Consider the following 20,481-nt stretch of genomic DNA (forward strand, 5'->3'; position numbering starts at 1 on the left):
GCTGCGCGATGGACGCGAGGAGATCGGGCGTGGAAAACAAGGACGAAGTCCTGGCCGTGGAAGCGGTGACAGGCGAGAAACGCAAGGCCATTGCCGAAGCCGGCATTCTTGGCAACATCATTGATCGCGTGGGGCTGGTCTTCGCGCTTTGCTTCATTGTCTCGATGAGCATTCTCATTCTCGAGATCTTCATGCGCTATGTGCTCAATTCGCCAACGCTTTGGGCGCATGAGACGACCATTTTCCTCTGCGCCATCGCCTTCATCTATGGCGGTGTCTACTGCGCGGCACATGACCGCCATATCCGCGTGGTCCTGATCTACGACATGGTCGGCCCGAAAATGCGCCGCATGCTCGATGTCGTCATCTCTCTGGTCTGCTTCTTCTCCGCCGCGTTCTTCGCCTATGCCTCCTGGCTCATGGTTGCGCGGTCGGTCTGGTCACCCGATGGTGCCATCCGGCTGGAACGCACGGGCAGCGCCTGGAACCCGCCCTATCCTGCACTCCTGAAGCTCTTCATGCTGGCCATGCTCCTCGTCTTGGCAGTGCAGTTCATCATCCTTGCCTATAACTACGCGCGCAAGCCGCAGCGCTGAGGGGGCTAGAGCTTTATGTTGGAACTTTCCGCTCTCGGCATCGAATATGGCACGCTTGTCATGTTCGCCATGCTGCTGGGCATGCTGCTCACCGGCATGCCGCTTGCATTCGTCACGCTCTTCGTCGCGCTGTTTTTCGCGCTTGGCTGGTTCGGCCCCATGGCCGTGCCGCTGATCACCAGCCGCGTCTATTCCTTCGTCTCCTCCTTCGTCTTCGTCTCGGTGCCCATGTTCGTGCTGATGGCGGCGATCCTCGACCGGTCGGGAATTGCGCGTGACCTGTTTGATGCGATGCGTCTCATCGGCGGTCGGTTGCGCGGCGGCGTGGCCGTGCAGACAATCTTCGTTGCTGTGATTCTGGCTGCCATGAGCGGCATCATTGGCGGCGAGATCGTTCTTCTGGGGCTCATCGCGTTGCCGCAGATGCTGCGCCTTGGCTACGACCGCAATCTTGCGATCGGCGTTGTGTGCGCGGGCGGTGCGCTGGGCACCATGGTGCCGCCATCCATTGTTCTGATCATCTACGGCCTGACCGCCAATGTCTCCATCGGCGAACTCTTCACCTCGGCCTTCCTGCCGGGCCTGATGTTGGCCGGTTTCTATGTGGCCTATGTGCTGATCCGCTCCTATCTGAACCCCTCCATGGCTCCCATCCCCGAAGAGGATGAGGGAAGCTATCGCGAGCGGTTGAAGCTGCTCAAGGGCCTGGTCCTGCCGGTGATGGTGGTGATCTTCGTGCTCGGCTCCATCTATGGCGGCATCGCATCGGTCACCGAGGCGTCGGCCGTCGGTGTTGCCGGCGTGATCCTGTCGACCGCCATTCGCGGCGAGCTCAACCTCGAACTCATCAAGGGCGCGGTCCTGCAGACGCTGTCCACCTGCGGCATGATCGTCTGGATCGGCATCGGCGCAAGTGCCCTCGTCGGCGTCTTCAACCTGATGGGCGGCATCAATTTCGTCTCCGCGCTGATCACCGGCATTTCCGACAATCCGACCATCGTCCTGCTGTTCATGATGCTGATCCTGTTCGTGCTCGGCATGTTCCTGGACTGGGTGGGCATTGCGCTCCTGACCATGCCGATCTTCGTGCCGATCATCGTCGAGCTTGGCTATGATCCGGTATGGTTCGGCGTGCTGTTCTGCATGAACATGCAGGTCTCGTTCCTGTCGCCGCCCTTCGGTCCGGCCGCCTTTTATCTGAAAAGCGTGGCCCCGCCGGAAATCTCGCTTGGCGACATCTTCAAATCACTGATGCCATTCATCGCATTGCAGATACTGGCAGTGGCAATTCTCATCGCCTTCCCCGGCATCACCGGTCGATAGGCGGAAAAAATCCGGGCGGCGCGGCAGACCTGCGCCGCCCTTCTTTTTGGGTCACCCGCTTTTCCAGGCCCTGCGACATTGCGTACATCCACGTTTATACATTCCATATACGTCCGGCTGTCGCCGCAACACACCTTCCCCGGACACAAGAATTTCAATTTTTACGTGCAGTTCCGCAACGGCATGATTTCGCGGATATTTTTCCGTTCTGTACCACCCCAACGCCCTGTTCCATCGCACAACTGCGCCTCATATGCCCCTTGCCATCATCCCGTCGATAAGCAGGTGCGAACAGCCTGCGACATCCCCCTGCGACAGTCCTGCAGATTGCACTCGCGTGAAAGATGTATATTTGCTTGGTGCATTATGACTGGCAAAGCACTGTTTGCTGAAAGACCAGTCGTCCGACTTCTAGCCAGAGCGCCGATTTTGAAGCTCGCAGCGGGAGGCGGGGCCCCTGAAGGGATCATTTTTGAAAAGTAATTGGTTCGAGGAACTGTTTGTAAAATGATACGAGTTGAGATTCAAAGCGCGGCCGGCAATACGGTTCGCGAACTCACTTCCGCGCGTTCGGCGCTGAAAGTGGCCACTGCCGATCGCATTGCGCTCGGCGTTCAGATCGACAGTGTCGCGCAATATCTTCGCGACGGCAACGACCTGGTCATCACTCTTGTCGATGGACGCCAGGTCATTCTCCAGGATTATTTCCTGGACGATGCCAATGGCATCCCTGAGCTCTTTCTTGCTGATACCAATGCAAATGGCGAACTCGTCTATGTGGAAGTGACCTTCAGTGAAGCTGCTGACGGCACGCTTGTTGCTTCCTATGGCGCAGGCGCTGCTGCCGGTGGCCTTGGCTTTCTTCCGATCGCACTTCTGGGCGGACTTGCAGCCGCAGGCATTGCCGCTGCAGCTTCCGGCTCGGATGGTGACGGCAATGGCGGTCCCGGCGATGGTGACAATGGCGACGGTGATAATGGCGGCGGCGGCAAGCCGGAGCAGCCCGAGCTGATCAAGAAAGGTATTACCGAATTTACCGGTACTGCGCAGCCCGGCTACAAGGTCATCGCCGAGAATGACGATGGCGAAGAGCTCGGCACGGCGATCGCCGATGATGACGGCAACTGGGTCATCCCCTTCGACCCGCCGCTGCCGCCTGATGAAAACGTAACGATCATTGTCGAAGGCCCAACGGGCGAAACGTCCGATCCGATCACGGTGCCTGCTGACGGCACGCCACCCGATGCACCGGAAGTCGATGAGCACAATGGTGACCGCGTGACCGGTACGACCGAGCCTGGCGCGACCGTCATCGCACGCGACAGCAACGGCACCCCGGTTGGTTCGGCCATTGCCGATGAAGACGGCAACTATGTCATCGATTTCGACCCGCCGCTGCGCGACGGCACCGAAGTCGAGGTGACCGCGACGGATACGAACGGCAACGAGTCCGATCCAACCCCCGTCATCATTGACGCCAACCCTCCGGGTGCGCCGGACTACATTTCCTACAACCCGGACCTGATCTCCGGTGAGATCGGTGACGATGATGCCAAGGAAGTCGAGATCACGCTTCCCGATGGCACCAAGGTCACTGTGCCGGTGGAAGATGGAAAGTTCGAATACGAGCCCAACCCGCCGCTCAACGATGGTGATGTCGTAGACGTTGAAGTCATCGACAATGCCGGCAACCGTTCGCCTGCGGACGAGCTGGTGATCGACGGCATTGCGCCGGATACACCGGTCCTGACAAAGCAGAGCGGCACGGAAGTTGCCGGTGAAGCCGAGCCGGGTTCCACGGTTACTGTGCGCGATCAGAACGGCAATGTTCTGGGCTCCGCGGTTGCCGACGAAAACGGCAACTTCACCGTTCCCCTGTCGCCTCAGCCCCCGCATGGCACTCCGATCAGCGTTGTCGCGGAAGATGACGCCGGCAATGTTTCGGACCCGGCAAATGGCACGATTGATGCCATGGCGCCCGATGCACCGATCCTCGAACAGCAGAACGGTTCCCAGGTGACTGGTGAAGCCGAAGCCGGCGCAACCGTCACCGTACGTGATCAGAACGGGAATGTCCTGGGTTCGGCAGTCGCCGACGAAAACGGCAACTTCGTTGTCGAATTGTCGCCAAAGCCTGCCCATGGCACACCGATCTCGGTTGTCGCTGAAGATAGCAATGGCAATGTGTCCGACCCGGCAAATGGCGTGATCGATGCGATGGCGCCGGATAACCCTGTCGTGGAAAAGCACAACGCCAATGAAGTGACCGGCACGGCCGAGCCCGGCTCGACGGTGACCGTGCGCGACGGCAATGGCAATGTGCTGGGTACGGCAATCGCCGATCCGTCCACGGGCGAATATGCAGTCGAACTCTCCCCGCCTGCCGCTAACGGCACCCGCATCGAGGTGACCGCAACGGATACGAACGGCAACGAGTCCGATCCCACCAATGGCGTGATCGATGCCGTTGCTCCGGAGCAGCCGAATGTCACCGCCTATAATGCGTCGGAGATCGCCGGTGACGGCGCGGAAGCCGGCACCATCATCACGGCAACCGACAGCATGGGCACTGTTGTGGGCTCCGCCACGGTCAATCCGGACGGCACCTACTCCATCACGCCGACGCGTCCGCTTGCCGATGGCGAAACCATCGACCTGACACTCGAAGATGCGGCCGGCAACGTTTCCGTGCCGAAGGAAGTCGTCATCGATGCCATCGCACCCGATCAGCCGGATCTGACTGCCTACAATGGCAACGAGGTTTCCGGTACGGTAGAAGCCGGTGCAACTGTCGAGATGTTTGATGAGAACGGCAATCTAGTCGGTACGGCACAGCTTGGCCCGGATCAGACGGAATTCAGCTTCACCGGAAACTTCCAGGACAACCAGAAGGTCTATCTGCGGGTAACCGATGCTGCCGGTAATTCCAGTGAAGATCTTGAGGTCATCATCGACGACATTCCGATCGGCCCGCCGACCGCTGTAGCTTCTGCATTCGCCGCAGAGGAACTTGCCGAGGAAGCCACGTCCGAAACTGAAATGATGTCGCGTGCTGCTCTCACCGAGAACACTGAAGACAATGACGGCTTTGCCACCTTGTCCAACGACATACAGCGCGATGATTTCCAGATCCCGGAGCCTCTTTCCCTTCTGGAAACCTATAATAGCGGTCGCATCAGCGGCCACGCGCTGGAAGGCAATGATCCCGACCGACCCGAGGCGGATGCCACGATCTATATCTATGATCCGGATATGCCTGGTTTCGATGCCGACAATCTCGATCCGTCCGAGGCCATCGCTTCCGCGACCACCGATGAGAACGGCTTCTACGAGATGATCTTCGAGGGAGCGGATCGCCTGCCTCACGGCAAGACCCTCTTCGGGAACGCGGTGGACAAGGCCGGAAACGAGACCAAGTTCGGCTTCATTGTTGATGATGCCGCGCCTGAATTCGAGGTTCTGACCAACTATCCCTACGAGCTCACTTTCGAGAGCGAGCCCGGTAGTGATGTCGAGCTGCGTGACGAAACTGGCCAGCTCCTGGGTACGGCAACCGTGGGTTCTGACGGCCTCTACCGCTTCGAATTCCCCAACGAGGTGGAAGCCGGCAAAGAGTTCACGCTTGTTGCTCGTGACAAGGCGGGCAACTTCAGCGAGACGGATGTGAGCATCATCGACGCGCCGCTCAATCATTACGTCCCGCCGGTCATGGGCACACGTACCGTGCGCAAGATCGTGGAGACCTTCAAGAAGGGCACCTGGCACAGTCACGGCAAGAACTCGTTCCTGCTTCTTGGTGATCACCACCACTACGCGAATGTCACCGAGACCTATGTCAAGGAACCGGCCAAGCACACGCATGAGCCGGTGCCGTATGAAGGTGAAGCCGAATCCGTGGTTGCGCTGGATGACAATGGCAGCCCGATCAACCCGCCGATCGACAGCCCGGCAATCGCACCCGATGCGTTTGATCTGGCTTCGTTCGACAACGAGATCGAGCAGGTGATCGAAGCGGATATCGCTTCGGAAACCGAAAGCCTTGTGGAAGCGGCAGAGGCTGAGGCGGAAGCTCTCGAGCTGGATGCGGCTGAGGATGACCAGCTCGAGATCATCGACGAGGTTGATGGCGAGGTGGTTGAAGCTGAAGGCGCTTCCGATGCTGATGCATCCGAGGAAACGCCTGAGAATGCCGCCGAGCCGGATTCGGCGGAAGTCGAGATCGATGATCTCGAGATCGAGACCAGCGGCAGCGCTTCGGACTCGATGCAGTGGATCGAGACCCAGAAGAACGATCTCTCCTGATCCCTGCCGGGGGGCGGCAGTCATTGACTGCCCCCAACCCTTCCGGCGGGCCTGCCCGCCGGAGGGTATTTGATTGAAGCTCTATTTTTGAGGGTATTTGAATGACTGATTTCAGCAATGACATTCTGCGCGATGAAAGCGCATCCAACCGTGATGACGGCCGCAACACCAGCAATGTTGCCACGGTTGCGGTAACCTTCCCGGTCCGCGAGGACCTGGCCGAAACCGCACCTGTCGAGGATGGAAAGCCTGTCTCCAAGGACGCCCCGAAGGACGACGACGTGAAGGCTGAGGCAAGGCCTGCACCGGAAAAGGCCGACAAGGACGCTTCCGCAGAGCTGCCGCAGAAGGACATGCGCGACGAACAGGCTGCTTCCGAGCAGCAGCGTCCGGATGCCCCTGCAGATGCCGCTCGCGATGCAGCCGCCGAGCAGGTCGCCGATCCCGTCGCATCCGAGGATGCGGCCAAAGCTGGCGATGCGTCTTCAAACCGTGACGCTTCAAACGAAGACTCCGCAGTATTCGAACTGGGCGACGACTTCCAGATCCCGGAGCCTCGCGAGTTCGTGGAAACCTACAACGCACGCGAAGTCAGCGGCGAAGTGGGTGAAGCCGGCATCATCTATCTCTTCGAGATCGGCGATTACGACTTCAACAATTTCGATCCTTCCCTGGCCATCGGTTCGGCGGTCGTCGGTTCGGATTTCCATTGGTCGATCACCGAGTTCCGTGGCTACCCGAATGGTCTTCCGGAAGATCGCCAGTTCGATGTCGTGGGACAGGATGCTGCGGGCAACCTGCCCAACCCCGACAACCCGAACCATTTCATTCCGCGTGTGACCATCGATGCGACACCGCCGGATATCGAGGTTCTGACCTCACTCACCTATGAGCTCACCTTCGAATCCGAGCCGGGTTCCGACATCGAGCTGCGTGATGCGAATGGTCAGGTTCTGGCCATCGGCAAGGTGGGCGATGACGGCCTTTTCCGCTTCGATCTGTCGAAGAACCCGGTCGAGGTTGGCACGAGGTTCCAGGTAGTCACGCGCGATGAAGCCGGTAATTTCGCCGAGCAGAATTTCGTCGCCGAAGAGCCCCCGCTCAACTATCGCCCGCCGCAGGAATATGAGTGGCGCACCGTACGCACCGGCCAGTATCGCTGGGAAAAGTGGTGGGGCAACAGGCTTGTCGCACACACAGGTCCGGCCAACTGGCTAACGGATCTGGTTTATGGCGCGAAGAGCTGGCTTGGCTGGCGCAAGGCTGCCATCACAAAGCGAGAGAAGGTCGCCCTGCCCCGTCCGCCGGCGGAGCACCGCCCCGAGCCTTATGAAGGCGAGAACCAGGAAGCGGTTCTGCTGGATGATAACGGTAACCCGATCAACCCGCCATTCCCGCCGGCTGTGGCCAGCTCGGACGAGTTGGACATCATGGCGGCACTCGGCACGGAGACCGAAAGCCTGCTCGAAGAAGCTCCGACTGATCTTGGCAACACTTCGGCTGATGATGAGGAGCTTCTCCTCGACGATCAGCAGGATGAAGAGCTCGAGATTGCCGATGAGCAGGTTGAGAACACCGTCGAAGAGGATGCAGAACTGGTAGCCGCGGAAAACGGCGAGGCAGCATCCGGCGAGGGTGAAGAGCCCGTGGCCGGTGAAGAACAGGTCGCCGCATCGGAAGAAGACGTCGACGACGAACAGACTGCTGCCGATGAGGCTGCGGAAACTCCGGTCGAAGCCGAAGCGGAAGAAACTGCCGAGGTCGAGGACAATGACGATGACAATGTCGTCACCGTCGAAGTGACCTTCCCGCATTCCGATCCGTTCATGGACAGCCAGAACCACAATCTCGGTGCCTGAGGCGCCGGCCAGTGGAAATCGCGATCAGGGGCGGTGCGAATGCATCGCCCCTTTTCCGCCCTGAGCAACATTCCCTCCTTATTGGTGGAGAAGCGAATATGCGGGCATCCTTGCCTCGGCATGATTTTGCCACTGCGGGTTTTTCCCGCAGCAAGACCGCTTGTTGCTTGTATGTAATTTTATCGCCCGAGTTCATTGCATCACGTGCCGGCGTAGCGCCTGTTCCGCATGTTTCTCGTCTGAAGGCTCAGTCTGTTTGCGATCAGTCGGCGCAAACGGTGTGGAAGGCCATTGCTTCATCCACGCCTTCGAGATGGATCACCATGTTGCCCAGGAAAATTCATTTCACCTATTCGCTCGCGCTCCTTTTCATCACCGGTTGCTCCTTCAACAGCACGCGATACGCGGCGGAAACCTCAAACGCCCCGCAGCGACTTGCAGCAGCAAGCCCGCTGCCCGCGCCGTCTGCTCCAGGTCAGACCGCAAGGCCTGCCCCACGCCCGGTCAGGCAGGAGCAACAGCAGGTCGCCAGCACCACGCAAAACGGCGAACCGCAGTTGCGGCGTGTTCGACGTGTCGACGGAATTCAGGCCAATTTCCCGCTCCCCGGCAGCGAGATACTGCGGCCCTATGTGCAGGCAGCGCTTGAGCGATCTTCGGAATCGCGATCCGCGGAACTCGCATTGCAGAGCCGCGAGGCGGAAGTCTCGGCTGCGCGCGCCGGTTATTTCCCGACTTTCTCCTCACAGATTCAATATGCAGTAGCGGATTCTCGCGACGGTGACCGGGAGGCAGAAGGAGAAATCAGCGCCAATCAGCCGATCTTCGACTGGGGTGCGGTGAAGACCCAGGTGCTTCGCTCGCAGGAAGAAGCCAATTCGGCACGCTTCACACTCGTCCAGCGCAAGGAAGAAGCCGCGCTGCAGGCCGTGCAGGCCTATATCGACGTTCATCATGCCGAAAGGCGGATCAAGGTTGCCGAGGAAAACATCACCGCGCTTCAGCGCATCTTCAACCTTGCCGAACGCCGCCTTGAAGCCGGTGCCAGCGACACCAGCGAGCGCGACCTGGTCGGCCTGACGCTTGATCAGGCGCGTTCGGAGCTTGAGGACCAGCGCTCGCAGCTCAACCGTGCCCGCACCACCTTCCGCCTGCGGGTCGGGCGGGACGTGCAGAACACGACGGCCCTGCGCTACGACCCCGCCGTCTTTGCCACATCGAATGTCGATCTTCTCGCCTCCAACGCCCCGAGCGTACGTGCCCGCTCGCGCGAAGCCGCCGCGCTCGATCTGTCTGCGCGCGAGGCAGAACTTGAGCTTCTGCCGCGGCTGAACGCACGCGGCGTGCTGAATGCCAATGACGATCTCTCCGATATCGATACGAGGCTCTTGTTCGAGATGCGTGGTCCGACCTCGGTCGGCCTTGGCACCTTCCGAAGGGTGGAGGCACGTCGCCAGTCGGCAGCCGCCAGCCGTTTCGAGGCGGAAGCGCAGCGTGAGGAACTGGTGCGCCGCGTGCGCGAGCAGTCCCAGCGCCTTCCCTACATCTCCAACCAGATCACGATCCTCGACGACCAGATCGCCCGCGCGGAAGCGGTTCGTGACACCTATGAACAGCAATTTGTCGCTGCCGACCGCGCCGTCGCGGACATCCTGACGGCTCAAAGCAAGGTGCATGAACTGCAGGGTCAGAAGGAAGACATGCTGCGCGAGCGGCTCCTCTACCAGTACCAGACATTGAGCGATCTGGGGCTGCTGCGTGCCGCGGTCGGCCTTCATGTCGAACAGTAGCAGCAACAGCAAAACGCGTATCAACACCGTGTCGGGAGTGCGGAAATGACAGGTTCAGAGGAGATGGGCGCCGGTATTGCCGAAGACCCGGTCGTAGCGCGCAGAATGTTTGCGTCGGCGGATCACATACTCAACGGCGTCGCGTTGCTTTGCCGGCTGAACAATCGTGACCTCTCGGAGGAGGCGCTGAAGACGGGCCTGCCGCTGGTTGATGGAAAGCTGACACTGGAGCTGGTTCCCCGCGCCATGCGCCGCGCGGGGTTGCAGGGTCACGTCACCACGGCAACGCTTGGTGAAATCCACAAGGATCTGCTGCCGGTTCTCATCCTGCTTGAAGACGGCAGCACATGTGCCGTCACCGACCGCATGGAGGATGATTTCCGCATCATCCGTCCCGAGCTGGACGAGCACACGGTGACCTATTCGCATGACGAGCTCGCCGCTCTTTTCGGAGGCACGGTCATCTATGCCGGTGCGCGCGATGTCATTGACGGCCGCGCGGATGACATCACCGTACCCGATCAAGGCCACTGGCTGTGGCGCAATGTGCGGGCGAATTCAACCGGTTTCACCGAGGTCGGCCTTGCCGCGGCACTTGCCAATCTTCTGGCGGTGGTCTCAGCGCTTTTTGCCATGCAGGTCTATGACCGGGTGATCCCAAATTTCGCCTTCTCCACACTTTGGGTTCTGGCCATCGGCGTCTGTGTGGCCATCGTCTTCGAAGCCATGCTGCGCACGGTGCGCTCGCATCTCATGGACAAGATTGGCCGCTCCATCGACATGCGCATTTCCGCCGAGCTTTTCGAGCATGTGATGAACGTGCAATGCGCCGCCCGCCCGCGTTCCAACGGTGCCTTCATCAACCAGGTGCGCGAGGTGGAGGCGGTGCGCGAATTCTTCACCTCCACCACCATCGGTGCGATCAGCGATCTGCCATTCGTGCTTCTCTTTCTTTTCGTGATGTGGACCATCGGCGGGCCGCTGGCGCTCGTTCTCATGATCGCCATTCCCGTCATCATCGGCGCCGGTTTCCTGGCGCAGGTGCCGCTCGCGAAACTGTCCAAGAACCATCACAAGGAAGCCTCCATCCGCAATGGCATCCTCATCGAGGCTGTCTCCAATCCCGAAACGGTGAAGGCCTATCAGGGCGAAGCCGGTTTCCAGCGGCTTTGGGAGGAATACAACCAGCTTCTGGTGAAGAACTCCATCAAGCAGCGCTCGCTGGGCTCCAGCCTCACCTATCTGGCGACTTCCGTGCAGCAGCTTTCCTATGTCTTCGTCATCGTCGCCGGTGTCTATCTGGTGCAGGCGGGTTCGATCTCCGTGGGCGCACTCATTGCCGCCTCCATCCTCTCATCGCGCACCATCGCACCCCTGGGCCAGCTATCCGCGATCTTTGCCCGCTGGCAGCAAATGAAGACCTCGCTGACTGGCCTCAACAAGGTCATGCAGCTTCCCGTCGACCGCCCACGCGGTCGTCAATTCGTCTCCCGACCTGCCCTTGAAGGCTCTTACGAATTCGTCGAGACGAAATTCACCTATGGCAAGGACGAGGCGACTGTTCTCGACATTCCGAAGCTTGAGATCGAGGGTGGAGATGCCGTCGCACTGCTCGGCAACAACGGTGCAGGAAAATCGACAATCCTGAAGCTCATGTCGGGCCTTTATTTCCCATCCTCGGGCAATCTCAATCTCGACGGCACCGATATCCGCCAGATCGACCCCTCGGATATCCGCCGTCAGATCGGCTATTTCCCGCAGGAAATCTCGCTCTTCTTTGGCACGCTGCGCTCCAACCTCTCCTTCGGGCTTGGGCATGTCAGTGACGAGGAGATGCTTGCCGCGCTGGAATTTGCCGGTGCGGAAAATCTCGTGCGCCGCCACGCCAAGGGGCTCGACCGCCCCATAGGGGAAGGCGGCAAGGGCCTGTCAGGCGGGCAGCGCCAGTCGGTCGGTCTGGCGCGTCTTTGGCTGCGCGATCCGCGCATCGTTTTGATGGACGAACCCACAGCGGCCATGGATCAGGCGACCGAGACCAGGGTCATCAACAATATGGAGAACTGGCTCGCCGGGCGGACACTGATCGTCGCAACCCATCGCCAGCCAATCCTGCGTCTTGTCAACAAGGCGCTCGTCATGCGCGGCGGCAAGGTAACGGCCTTTGGCCCGCGCGATGAAATCCTGAACAAGCATACGGGCAACAAGCGCACCCGCACCGCGCCGCGCGGCGATGCGACACCGCAGCTTGCCACCCCTGTTGGTACGACGGAGTAGGACCATGATTGACAGCACCCGCAAGGACCGCACGCTGCTTTACGTCATAGCGGCGCTCATGGTTTCCTTCGTCACCTGGGCATCAATCGCCCGCGTGGATGAATACACACGAGGCCAGGGCAAGGTGGTGCCCTTGAGCGGTGCCCAGGTGATCCAGAGTCTGGAAGGCGGCATCCTTCAGGATCTCGAGGTCAGCGAGGGCGACCGTGTCACCCAGGGCCAGAAGGTTGCCGTGCTCGACAGCACGGGGGTCCAATCCGAATATGATGACCTTCTGGGCCGGTCCGCCTTTCTGCGCGCTAAGCTGGCGCGCATTCGCGCCGAGCTTGCCGAGGAAGACGAGATTGTTTTTGCGGACGACCTGTCGAACTACCCGAACATCCTGCGCACAGAGCGTACCCTGTTCGATGCACGTCGCCGCAGAATCCGGGAGTTGAAGGAAACTCAGGCCGAGCGCGAACGCCTGACCCGCAGCGAATTGTCCATCATTGAGGGGCTGGGGCGCTCCGGTGCGGCCAGCAAGGCAAGCATCATCCAGTTGCAGCGTTCGCTTGCCGACATGCAGCAGGACGTGGCCGAAAACCTCAATACCTACTATCAGGAACTGGCCACCGAACTTGCCGAGAACGAGGCCGAGCTTCTCAGCGTGCGCCAGCAGCTTTCTCAAAAGAAGGATGTGCTGGAGCGCACCGTGCTTCGCTCTCCCGTCGATGGCATCGTCAACAAGCGCTACATCAACACGCGCGGCGGAGTATTGGCGCCCGGCGAAAAGATCATGGAGATCGTGCCAATTGGCGACCGCCAGATCATTGAGGCCGAAATCGACCCGAAGGATGTCGCCTTTCTTTCCACCGGCCAGCCCGCAAGCGTCAAGCTGACCGCTTATGACTACACGATCTACGGGATGCTCGAAGGGGAGCTTGTCCATATCAGCCCGGACACGATCCTCGACCAGACGCGCCCGGACGCACAACCATTCTATGCAGTGCGCATCCGCACCGACGGCAAGGGCTTGGAAGACGCAAACGGAGAGCCCCTGCCGATCATCCCCGGCATGATTGCGGAGGTTAATATCCAGACCGGCAACCGCCGGGTCATCACCTCGCTGCTCAAACCCGTCCTGCGCGGCACGGAGGCCTTCAGCCAGCGCTAGACGCTGTCCAGTATCGATGAAGTCTCTGGAGCAATCTGCGTCCGGGAATCCGGTGGTCTTGTCTGAACCGCGCTGCTAAGCCAGCGGCCACAATCAGACCATCTCTTCTGGAGTCCTTGATGTCGCAGAATTCCGACACCCGCCTTGAAGCCCTACGCGCCCGCATGGGTGAGACCGGAACCGACCTCGTTGCTATCGGTCCCTCCAGCCACATGATGTGGCTTGCTGGCCTTGACCCGCATGGCGACGAGCGTCCGGTCATGCTTTTGGTCAGCGCCCACTATGCGGGCTTCCTGATGCCTGCGCTCAATGCCGACAGCGCACGTCAGAAAACCGACCTGCCCTTCCACCCCTGGGCCGACGACCATGGACCTGATGTAGCACTGGGTGAACTTCTCGAGACGCTGAAACTGCCCGCAGACGGCGTTTCGATCGCCATCGACGAGACGATGCGCGCTGATTTCGCGCTCATGCTGCTCGACCGTCTGAATGTGAAAAACCGCGCCTTCACGCTTGATACGCTGGGCCATTTGCGCGCGCGCAAAGACGCTGCGGAATACAAGCTCCTGAAAGCGAGCGCGCTTCTGAACGACCGCGCCATGCAGGCGGGTTTCGACGCGTTGCGCGAGGGCATTACCGAACGCGAGATCGCGACCGTTATTCGCGACGTCTACAAGGCCGAAGGTGCTGCGCCCGAATTCACCAGCGTCTGCTTCGCCGGCAACGGCGCCTTTCCGCATCACCACACTGGCGCGACGCAGTTGAAAACAGGCGACGCCGTCCTCATCGACACCGGTGGCCGGCTTGAAGGTTATCCCTCCGACATGACGCGGGTGGGCTATTTCGGCGAGCCGGACGAGGAGTTCCGCAAGATCCACGCCATCGTCAACCGCGCCGTGGAGGCAGCCCTCGCCGCCGCCCGCCCCGGCGTTGTCGCACGCGACATCGACCGCGCCGCCCGCTCTGTCATCGAGGACGCAGGCTACGGAGAACGCTTCCTCCACCGCACGGGCCATGGCCTCGGCGTCGACATCCACGAGCCTCCGTATATCACAGCCACTTCCGATGCAGTCCTGGACGAGGGCATGGTCTTTTCCATCGAACCGGGCATCTACCTGCCCGGCAGATTCGGCCTGCGGCTGGAGGAAATCGTCATCATGCGCGCCGACGGGGCGGAAATCCTCTCCGAAATGCCGCGCGATGCAGTGCTGAGGTAGGCGACCCCCCTACCTCGCGCTGCACGTTTTTTACTGCTGTTCCGGCGAAAGCCCAAGCTCGTCACGCGGTGCCCTGCGGTTCTGGATATGGCGCCTGATCGCACCGATCAGGGCGCTCCCCCAGACGACGAAGACGAGAACGCCCAGTGCGGCGGCAATCGGTCTGTCGAAGAAGGCCGTCAGGTCGCCGCCCGACTTGATCATCGAGGTGATGAAGGTGCGCTCGAACATGCCACCGAGCACGAGGCCGAGAATGATCGGCGCAACGGGAAAGCCGTTCTCCTCAAGGATCCAGCCAATGAGCCCCATCACCAGCATCAGCACGATGCCATAGCCCGAATTGGTCAGCGCAAAGGAACCAACCACGCACAGGCTCAGGATCAGTGGCAGCAGAATGCGGCGCGGCACGCTCAAAACGAACCACGAGCCCTTCACCGCAAGCCAGCCAAGCGGCACCATGGCGATGATCGTCAGGATGAAGATCATGAAGACGGCGTAGATCAGCTCCGGCGTCTGCAGGAACACGCTCGGCCCCGGATTGATGCCCTTCATGTAGAGAACGCCGATCACGATGGCCGTGACACTGTCGCCGGGAATGCCGAAGACCAGCGCGGGTATCCAGGAGCCGCCGACAGCCGCATTGTTTGCTGACGAACCGTCCACCAGTCCTTCAACATGACCGGTCCCGAACTTCTCCGGCTCGCGGGAGAAACGCTTGGAAATCGCATAGGCCATCCAGGCCGCGATATCCGCGCCCGCCCCCGGCAGCGCGCCAACAAATGTTCCGAGCGTCATGGAACGCATGATGTTTTTCGGATAGCGCAGCAGGATCGAGCCCACCCCCTTGAACAAGGGCCCGCGCGTTGGCGGAACCTGCGGGATGGGCGCGGCCGATTTCAGCCTGATCGCCCCGCGCAGGATTTCGCCCATCGCAAACAGGCCGATCATGGTCGGCACGAATTCTATGCCTGCCAGAAGATCGGTATTGCCGAAGGTAAAACGCGGCGTGCCGGATGCAGGATCAAGGCCGACTGTCGCAAGTGCGATACCCAGAAAGAGCGAAACCGCTGCCTTGAGCGGGTCCGACGAAGCGATGAAGACCGCGCAGGACAGGCCAAGTGTAGCCAGCCAGAAATATTCGAAGGATGTGAATTTCAGCGCGAATTCGGCCAGAAGCGGGGCGCAGAGAATGAGGACCGCCACACCAAACAATCCGCCCACCGCCGAGGCAAGCAATGCCGTGCCAAGGCTGTGATTGAGTTTACCCGACAATGCGAGCTTGTGCGCGTCTTCGACATAGGCAGCCGAGGCCGGCGTGCCGGGCATGCGCAGAAGCGCGCCGGGAATGTCACCGGCAAAGATCGCCATGCCGCTTGCGGTCACAATGGCAGCTAGAGCGGGGATCGGATCCATGAAGAATGTAACCGGCACCAGAAGCGCTGTCGCCATGGTTGCCGTCAGCCCCGGCATCGCACCAACAAACATGCCGAACGCGCCGGCCAGAATCACCACCAGCATGACTTCAAGGGTGAACACCAGAGCCGCGGCCTGGAACAGGATATCGAGGAAGGACATGGTTAGATGATCCCTTCAAGGAAGCCGCGGGCCAGAGGCACTTTGAGAATTATGGCAAACAGCCACCAGCAAAGCGCCGTGCCGAATATGGAAACAGCTATGGCGGCCAGCCACGGCACGCGAAACCACACGAAGAGGCAGAACAAAGTGGCCAGCGACACCGGAATGAAGCCGATATGCGGTGCCAGAAGGATCTGCAGGACCACAGTCGCGATGATCAGTATGGCCGAGATGGCACCGTCACGGGTTTGCAATCCCTCGTCCAGGGAAACCACGGAGGCTCCCTTTCTCACGCCGCTCATGAAACGTTGGCGCATGTCGCGCAGAAGCAAAAGCAGACCGGTTGCTATGAAGCCGACGCCAAGCAGGGTGGGCAACAGGGAAGCGCCATAGGGTTGACCGGGAAAAGATGGAAAGCCCGATGCAACATGCACCATGAATATCCCCAGGCACGCGATCAGCGCACCCGTCAGGGCGTCGGTCAGCTTCATCATGTCCTCCCAGATGGCGATGGAGCGCGGCAGGCGCGCTCCATCATTGTCGACTATCAGCTTTTGGCCAGGCCGGCAGCTTCAAGTGCCTCTTTCATGAGCGTATCGGTTTCGGCCATGAATGCGGCATGTTCTTCCGGCGGCATGTAGCGAATGCCAAAGCCACGATTGTTCATGAACTCGACGAATTCCGGATCCTTGGAAATCTCGGCAAGCGCATCGGAGATGGCCTTGGCCGCGTCGGCATCCATGTCCTTCGGACCACAGACGCCACGCCATGTCGACAGCGCGAAGGTACCACCGGCTTCCTTCAGCGTCGGCACGTCCGGATGGGATGCGGCGCGCTCATCGGCCATAACGCCGAGATTGATGGCACGGCCTGCATCCACCATGGCCTTGGTTTCCGCGAGCGATACGGTGACCAGATCGATGCCGCCGGCGATCAGATCCTGCATGGCGGGAGCAGAACCTTCCGAGGGCACCCAGGTCACATGGTCGGGGGCAAGGTCCATCGAGAGCAGCCAGCCGATAAGTGCAAGGTGCCAGATGCCGCCCTGGCCGGTGCCCGATGCCTTGAACGTGCCAGGCTCGGAGGCCTTGATCGCATCGGCCAGTTCCTGGATCGTCTTGTATTCGGAGTTTGCATTGACGGTCACGCCCGGACTGTCGGCATTCATGAGGCCAAGCGGCGTGTAGTTTTCGGCAGTCAGATCGGTAAGGCCAACATGGTGCATCATGGCGATCTCGACCGTAACGAGGCCGATCGTGTAACCGTCAGGCTTGCTGTTGGCGATCGCCGAATGGCCAACGACGCCCGAACCGCCTGTGCGGTTGACGACGTTGAAGGTTTCGCCGAGGCGCTTTTCAAGCAGCGACGCGATCATGCGACCGGTTGCGTCGGTGCCGCCGCCTGCACCCCAGGGCACCACCATGGTCACCGGGCGCGTGGGATAGTCAGCGGCAAATGCGCCGGCCATCGGCATGAGGCCGAGTGCACCCAAGGCGGCTGCACCTTTGAGAACGCCACGGCGTGTCGGATTGTTGAAGTCAGTCATGTATTCCTCCCTTGGATCATCAATTCTCGACCGGATGCGGCCGATTTCCTCAAGCGGCACGCGAAAGGCGGAACGCCTCTTCGGCTTTGAGAAGCTGAAGCGCCGCGGCGCGGATGGCTGCTCTTGCCTCGTCGGGAACGGATGATGACGTTGGCAGAACAGGCCCGCAATTGGCCAAGCCCGAAAGCGTGATGGCCTCATGCAGAACGCGGATTTCATTGATCTCGCCGCGCAGTTTTTCAAGCGGCAGCATCGGTTCAAGCAGTTCTTCGGCGCGGGCACGTTGCCCGGATTTGAGAGCTTCGAGAATCGCCGTGGACATGGCGGGCGCGATGCACACGCAGCCTGCGGTGAACCCGGCCAGACCATATTCGAGCATATGCGGAATTGCCGGAGGCTCACCGAAACCGGAAATGATCGCCTTCGCGCCGATGGCCTCAATGATGGCCTGCAGATAGGGGTCGTTCTCACCGACTTCGCGTGGCACCGCGTATTTGACACCCAGCACGACGCCTTCGCGATGCAGGAGAGCGATGTCTTCCGCGGGCATGTAGCCGTCGGTCTTGATATAGATGATGAGCTTGACGCCACAGGTTGCGTGAAAACGGCGCAGCGCCGTCAGCGTGCCTTCGCGGGTCCGGGGCGCTATGAGCGGCAAAAGGAGCGCGGCAGGAAATTCTCGCTCCTTCAGGATCTCGGCCTGGTCAATCAGCTTGCCACCGTCGGAACCGACCGAGGGGAGAAGCCAGGTATCCATGGCAGCAATTGCGACAAGCCGGTCCAGCCAGTCCGCATAACGTGACATCGGCCAATGATGCGCCAGTGCATTGCCGCCATAGAGGATGGTGCTGACCCCACCCTGCTCAAGATGACGGATGACGGCAGCGTTGTCGGCATCGCTGAAATTCCCTTCAGCGTCGCGCGCCAGTGGCGGGACGGCCATGACCGCGGAAGAGAGATGGTCTGTGGTGACGCTTGTCAGCATGCCGTTTTCAATTCCCTGTTTTACAGATTTTTCTTACATGAACCAAAAATGACAAAGCAGTCAAGATTTGTAATTTCAGATATTTTGAGTTACCGATTGTTTTCCTATCCCGTCACGATCTGGAGAGAGCATTGCCAAACACGATCCGCGTAGCAGTATCCGGCGCTGGAGCGATCAGCGAGTTCCATCTCAAGGGTTGGCAGGCACAGGACGATGTCGAGCTGGTTGCCATATCCGACCCGGATCTGGACCGCGCGCGCGCCCGTGCGGCAGAGTTTTCCATACCGCAGGTCTTCGACGACACGGAGAAGATGCTGGATGAGGTCAAGCCCGACGCAGTCGACATCATCACGCCGGTGGGCACCCATGCCACGCTTGTCAGGATGGCTGCGGATCGCTCGATCCATGTGAAGTGCCAGAAGCCGATGACGCCGACCGTTGCCGAAGCCGAAGAACTGATCGGTGCGGTGGGCGACAAGGTGCGCTTCATGGTGCATGAAAACTACCGTTTCCGGCCGCACTACGCGGAAGTCGCGCAACGGGTGAGCAACAACGAGGTGGGCAAGGTGATGGCCGCTCGACTGACGGTCCGCTCTTCCTCGCTCAACGATTATCCCGGCAAGACGCCCTTCCTGCTTGGCCGCCAGCCCTATCTGGCCAATTTCAAGCGGCTTCTGGTTTTCGAGATTCTCATTCATCACCTGGATGCGCTGCGCTCCATACTGGGTGAGCTGGAAGTGGTTTCAGCCCATCTCGGACAGGTCAACAAGGCGCTGAGCGGCGAGGACATGGCGCTTGTAACCTTGCGCACGATCGATGGCGCGCTTGTTCTGATCGATGCGAATGTCTCCGCACTCGGCTACCCGCCTCTCCCCACCGACCGGCTGGAAATCATGGGCGACGCGGATACGCTCGTGCTCGACCGAGAGAAGCTTTTCCTCATGTCGCGGGAAGAACCCGTGACGGTTCACGACCTGAAAGCCAATTATCAGGCCTGTTTCACCGGGGCCGTCTCGGCTTTCGTTGAAGGACTGCGAAGCGGAAAGACCTTTCCGACCGACCGAATGGACAATCTGAAGACTTTGCGCTTGATGGAAGATATCTATCGTGCCGCCGGGGTGGATATCTGAGGGGAGAGCGAGAATTGAGCGCGGATGAAGACAGACGAGAACCATCCCTGGCCGATCAGGTCTATGACCGGCTCGTGCGGGAAATCCTGGATGGCGTGCATCCGGTCAATTCGCGCCTGCCCTCCGAGAGCGTTCTGTCCCAGTCCTTCGGAGTGTCGCGCCCCATCCTTCGCGCTGCCCTCAGCCGCTTGAATGATGACGGGCTTGTGGGCTCGCGGCGAGGGTCCGGTCACTATGTGATCCGCCGCCCGGACCGCTCGGTGGTCGACTTCATTCCGCTTGCCTCGATCACCGACATCCAGCGCTGCTATGAATTCCGCATCGATATTGAAAGTGCAGCGGCTGCATGGGCTGCCCAAAGGCGCGACCAGTCGGACATCGACCGGCTTGAAGAAGGCCACAAGCGTATGGCGGAAGCCTATGCGGCCAAGGCGCTCGGTGTCGATATCGATCATGAATTCCACCGCAACATCGCCCGCGCCACCAAGAACGCGTTCTATATTTCGGTGCTCGAATCGTTGTCCTCGCAGATCCAGTTTGCCATGCGGCTGTCGCGCAGCCTGACCTTGCAGGCGGCACCGGCGCGAAACGAGCTGGTCCAATCGGAACACAGGGCGCTTCTGGATGCCATCATCGCACAGGATGCGGATGCCGCGCGTGAAGCCATGCGCAAGCACCTCACCGGTGCGCGCAACCGCATGTTTGACGGCGGGGACAGCACCGATGACTGA

Annotated in this window: 14 protein-coding genes; 10 read left to right on the forward strand and 4 right to left on the reverse strand. The window is 60.3% G+C overall.

Annotated features, from left to right (window positions below):
* Positions 1-29 precede the first annotated feature (29 nt).
* The 8 genes from EL18_RS16605 (at position 30) to EL18_RS16640 (ending at position 14,514) form a co-directional block, all read left to right on the forward strand.
* On the forward strand, positions 30-596 hold the full coding sequence (locus EL18_RS16605; protein ID WP_244444634.1) for a TRAP transporter small permease subunit: 567 nt from the start codon (positions 30-32) through the stop codon (positions 594-596).
* A 15-nt stretch (positions 597-611) separates the two neighbouring features.
* The gene (locus tag EL18_RS16610; RefSeq protein ID WP_036486857.1) at positions 612-1,919 is read left to right on the forward strand and encodes a TRAP transporter large permease; all 1,308 of its coding nucleotides are present in this window, start codon (positions 612-614) and stop codon (positions 1,917-1,919) included.
* Positions 1,920-2,426: 507 nt separating this feature from the next.
* Positions 2,427-6,221, forward strand: a complete 3,795-nt coding sequence (locus tag EL18_RS17420; RefSeq protein WP_051914433.1) for an Ig-like domain-containing protein — start codon at positions 2,427-2,429, stop codon at positions 6,219-6,221.
* Between the two features lie 101 nt (positions 6,222-6,322).
* A complete protein-coding gene (locus EL18_RS16620; RefSeq protein WP_036486858.1) occupies positions 6,323-8,080 on the forward strand; it encodes an Ig-like domain-containing protein in 1,758 nt (585 codons plus the stop codon).
* A gap of 323 nt (positions 8,081-8,403) precedes the next feature.
* On the forward strand, positions 8,404-9,870 hold the full coding sequence (locus EL18_RS16625; protein ID WP_036486859.1) for a TolC family protein: 1,467 nt from the start codon (positions 8,404-8,406) through the stop codon (positions 9,868-9,870).
* Between the two features lie 45 nt (positions 9,871-9,915).
* Positions 9,916-12,144 carry a type I secretion system permease/ATPase gene (locus EL18_RS16630; protein WP_051914434.1) on the forward strand — a complete coding sequence of 743 codons (2,229 nt, stop codon included), beginning with the start codon at positions 9,916-9,918 and terminating at the stop codon, positions 12,142-12,144.
* A gap of 4 nt (positions 12,145-12,148) precedes the next feature.
* Entirely contained in the window at positions 12,149-13,297 is a 1,149-nt protein-coding gene (locus EL18_RS16635) for an HlyD family type I secretion periplasmic adaptor subunit (RefSeq protein ID WP_036486860.1), read from the forward strand.
* 119 nt (positions 13,298-13,416) lie between these two features.
* The gene (locus tag EL18_RS16640) at positions 13,417-14,514 is read left to right on the forward strand and encodes a M24 family metallopeptidase (protein WP_036486861.1); all 1,098 of its coding nucleotides are present in this window, start codon (positions 13,417-13,419) and stop codon (positions 14,512-14,514) included.
* 30 nt (positions 14,515-14,544) lie between these two features.
* On the opposite strand, the gene EL18_RS16645 is transcribed toward EL18_RS16640, so the two are convergent.
* From EL18_RS16645 to EL18_RS16660, 4 genes are read right to left on the reverse strand one after another with little or no spacing between them, the layout of a single operon-like run.
* A complete protein-coding gene (locus EL18_RS16645) occupies positions 14,545-16,089 on the reverse strand; it encodes a tripartite tricarboxylate transporter permease (RefSeq protein WP_051914435.1) in 1,545 nt (514 codons plus the stop codon).
* 2 nt (positions 16,090-16,091) lie between these two features.
* Positions 16,092-16,583 carry a tripartite tricarboxylate transporter TctB family protein gene (locus EL18_RS16650; protein ID WP_036486863.1) on the reverse strand — a complete coding sequence of 164 codons (492 nt, stop codon included), beginning with the start codon at positions 16,581-16,583 and terminating at the stop codon, positions 16,092-16,094.
* 53 nt (positions 16,584-16,636) lie between these two features.
* A complete protein-coding gene (locus EL18_RS16655; protein WP_036486865.1) occupies positions 16,637-17,635 on the reverse strand; it encodes a tripartite tricarboxylate transporter substrate binding protein in 999 nt (332 codons plus the stop codon).
* Between the two features lie 49 nt (positions 17,636-17,684).
* Positions 17,685-18,620, reverse strand: coding sequence for a dihydrodipicolinate synthase family protein (locus EL18_RS16660; protein ID WP_036486868.1), 936 nt, complete (start codon positions 18,618-18,620; stop codon positions 17,685-17,687).
* 131 nt (positions 18,621-18,751) lie between these two features.
* Here EL18_RS16660 and EL18_RS16665 point away from each other — a divergent pair, with 131 nt between their 5' ends.
* Together EL18_RS16665 and EL18_RS16670 are read left to right on the forward strand one after the other, a co-directional pair.
* Positions 18,752-19,750, forward strand: coding sequence for a Gfo/Idh/MocA family protein (locus EL18_RS16665; protein ID WP_036486870.1), 999 nt, complete (start codon positions 18,752-18,754; stop codon positions 19,748-19,750).
* Between the two features lie 14 nt (positions 19,751-19,764).
* On the forward strand, positions 19,765-20,481 hold the full coding sequence (locus EL18_RS16670) for a FadR/GntR family transcriptional regulator (RefSeq protein ID WP_036486878.1): 717 nt from the start codon (positions 19,765-19,767) through the stop codon (positions 20,479-20,481).

It is taken from the genome of Nitratireductor basaltis (assembly GCF_000733725.1).
In the GTDB taxonomy this organism is placed as follows: Bacteria; Pseudomonadota; Alphaproteobacteria; order Rhizobiales; family Rhizobiaceae; genus Chelativorans; species Chelativorans basaltis.

Bases quoted from the DNA above. Each gene is read 5' to 3' on its own strand.
- EL18_RS17420 (WP_051914433.1), top strand. From the start codon at position 2,427: ATGATACGAGTTGAGATTCAAAGCGCGGCCGGCAATACGGTTCGCGAA.
- EL18_RS16610 (WP_036486857.1), top strand. From the start codon at position 612: ATGTTGGAACTTTCCGCTCTCGGCATCGAATATGGCACGCTTGTCATG.
- EL18_RS16650 (WP_036486863.1), bottom strand. From the start codon at position 16,583: ATGATGAAGCTGACCGACGCCCTGACGGGTGCGCTGATCGCGTGCCTG.
- EL18_RS16645 (WP_051914435.1), bottom strand. From the start codon at position 16,089: ATGTCCTTCCTCGATATCCTGTTCCAGGCCGCGGCTCTGGTGTTCACC.
- EL18_RS16630 (WP_051914434.1), top strand. From the start codon at position 9,916: ATGACAGGTTCAGAGGAGATGGGCGCCGGTATTGCCGAAGACCCGGTC.
- EL18_RS16635 (WP_036486860.1), top strand. From the start codon at position 12,149: ATGATTGACAGCACCCGCAAGGACCGCACGCTGCTTTACGTCATAGCG.
- EL18_RS16640 (WP_036486861.1), top strand. From the start codon at position 13,417: ATGTCGCAGAATTCCGACACCCGCCTTGAAGCCCTACGCGCCCGCATG.
- EL18_RS16660 (WP_036486868.1), bottom strand. From the start codon at position 18,620: ATGCTGACAAGCGTCACCACAGACCATCTCTCTTCCGCGGTCATGGCC.
- EL18_RS16625 (WP_036486859.1), top strand. From the start codon at position 8,404: ATGTTGCCCAGGAAAATTCATTTCACCTATTCGCTCGCGCTCCTTTTC.
- EL18_RS16655 (WP_036486865.1), bottom strand. From the start codon at position 17,635: ATGACTGACTTCAACAATCCGACACGCCGTGGCGTTCTCAAAGGTGCA.
- EL18_RS16620 (WP_036486858.1), top strand. From the start codon at position 6,323: ATGACTGATTTCAGCAATGACATTCTGCGCGATGAAAGCGCATCCAAC.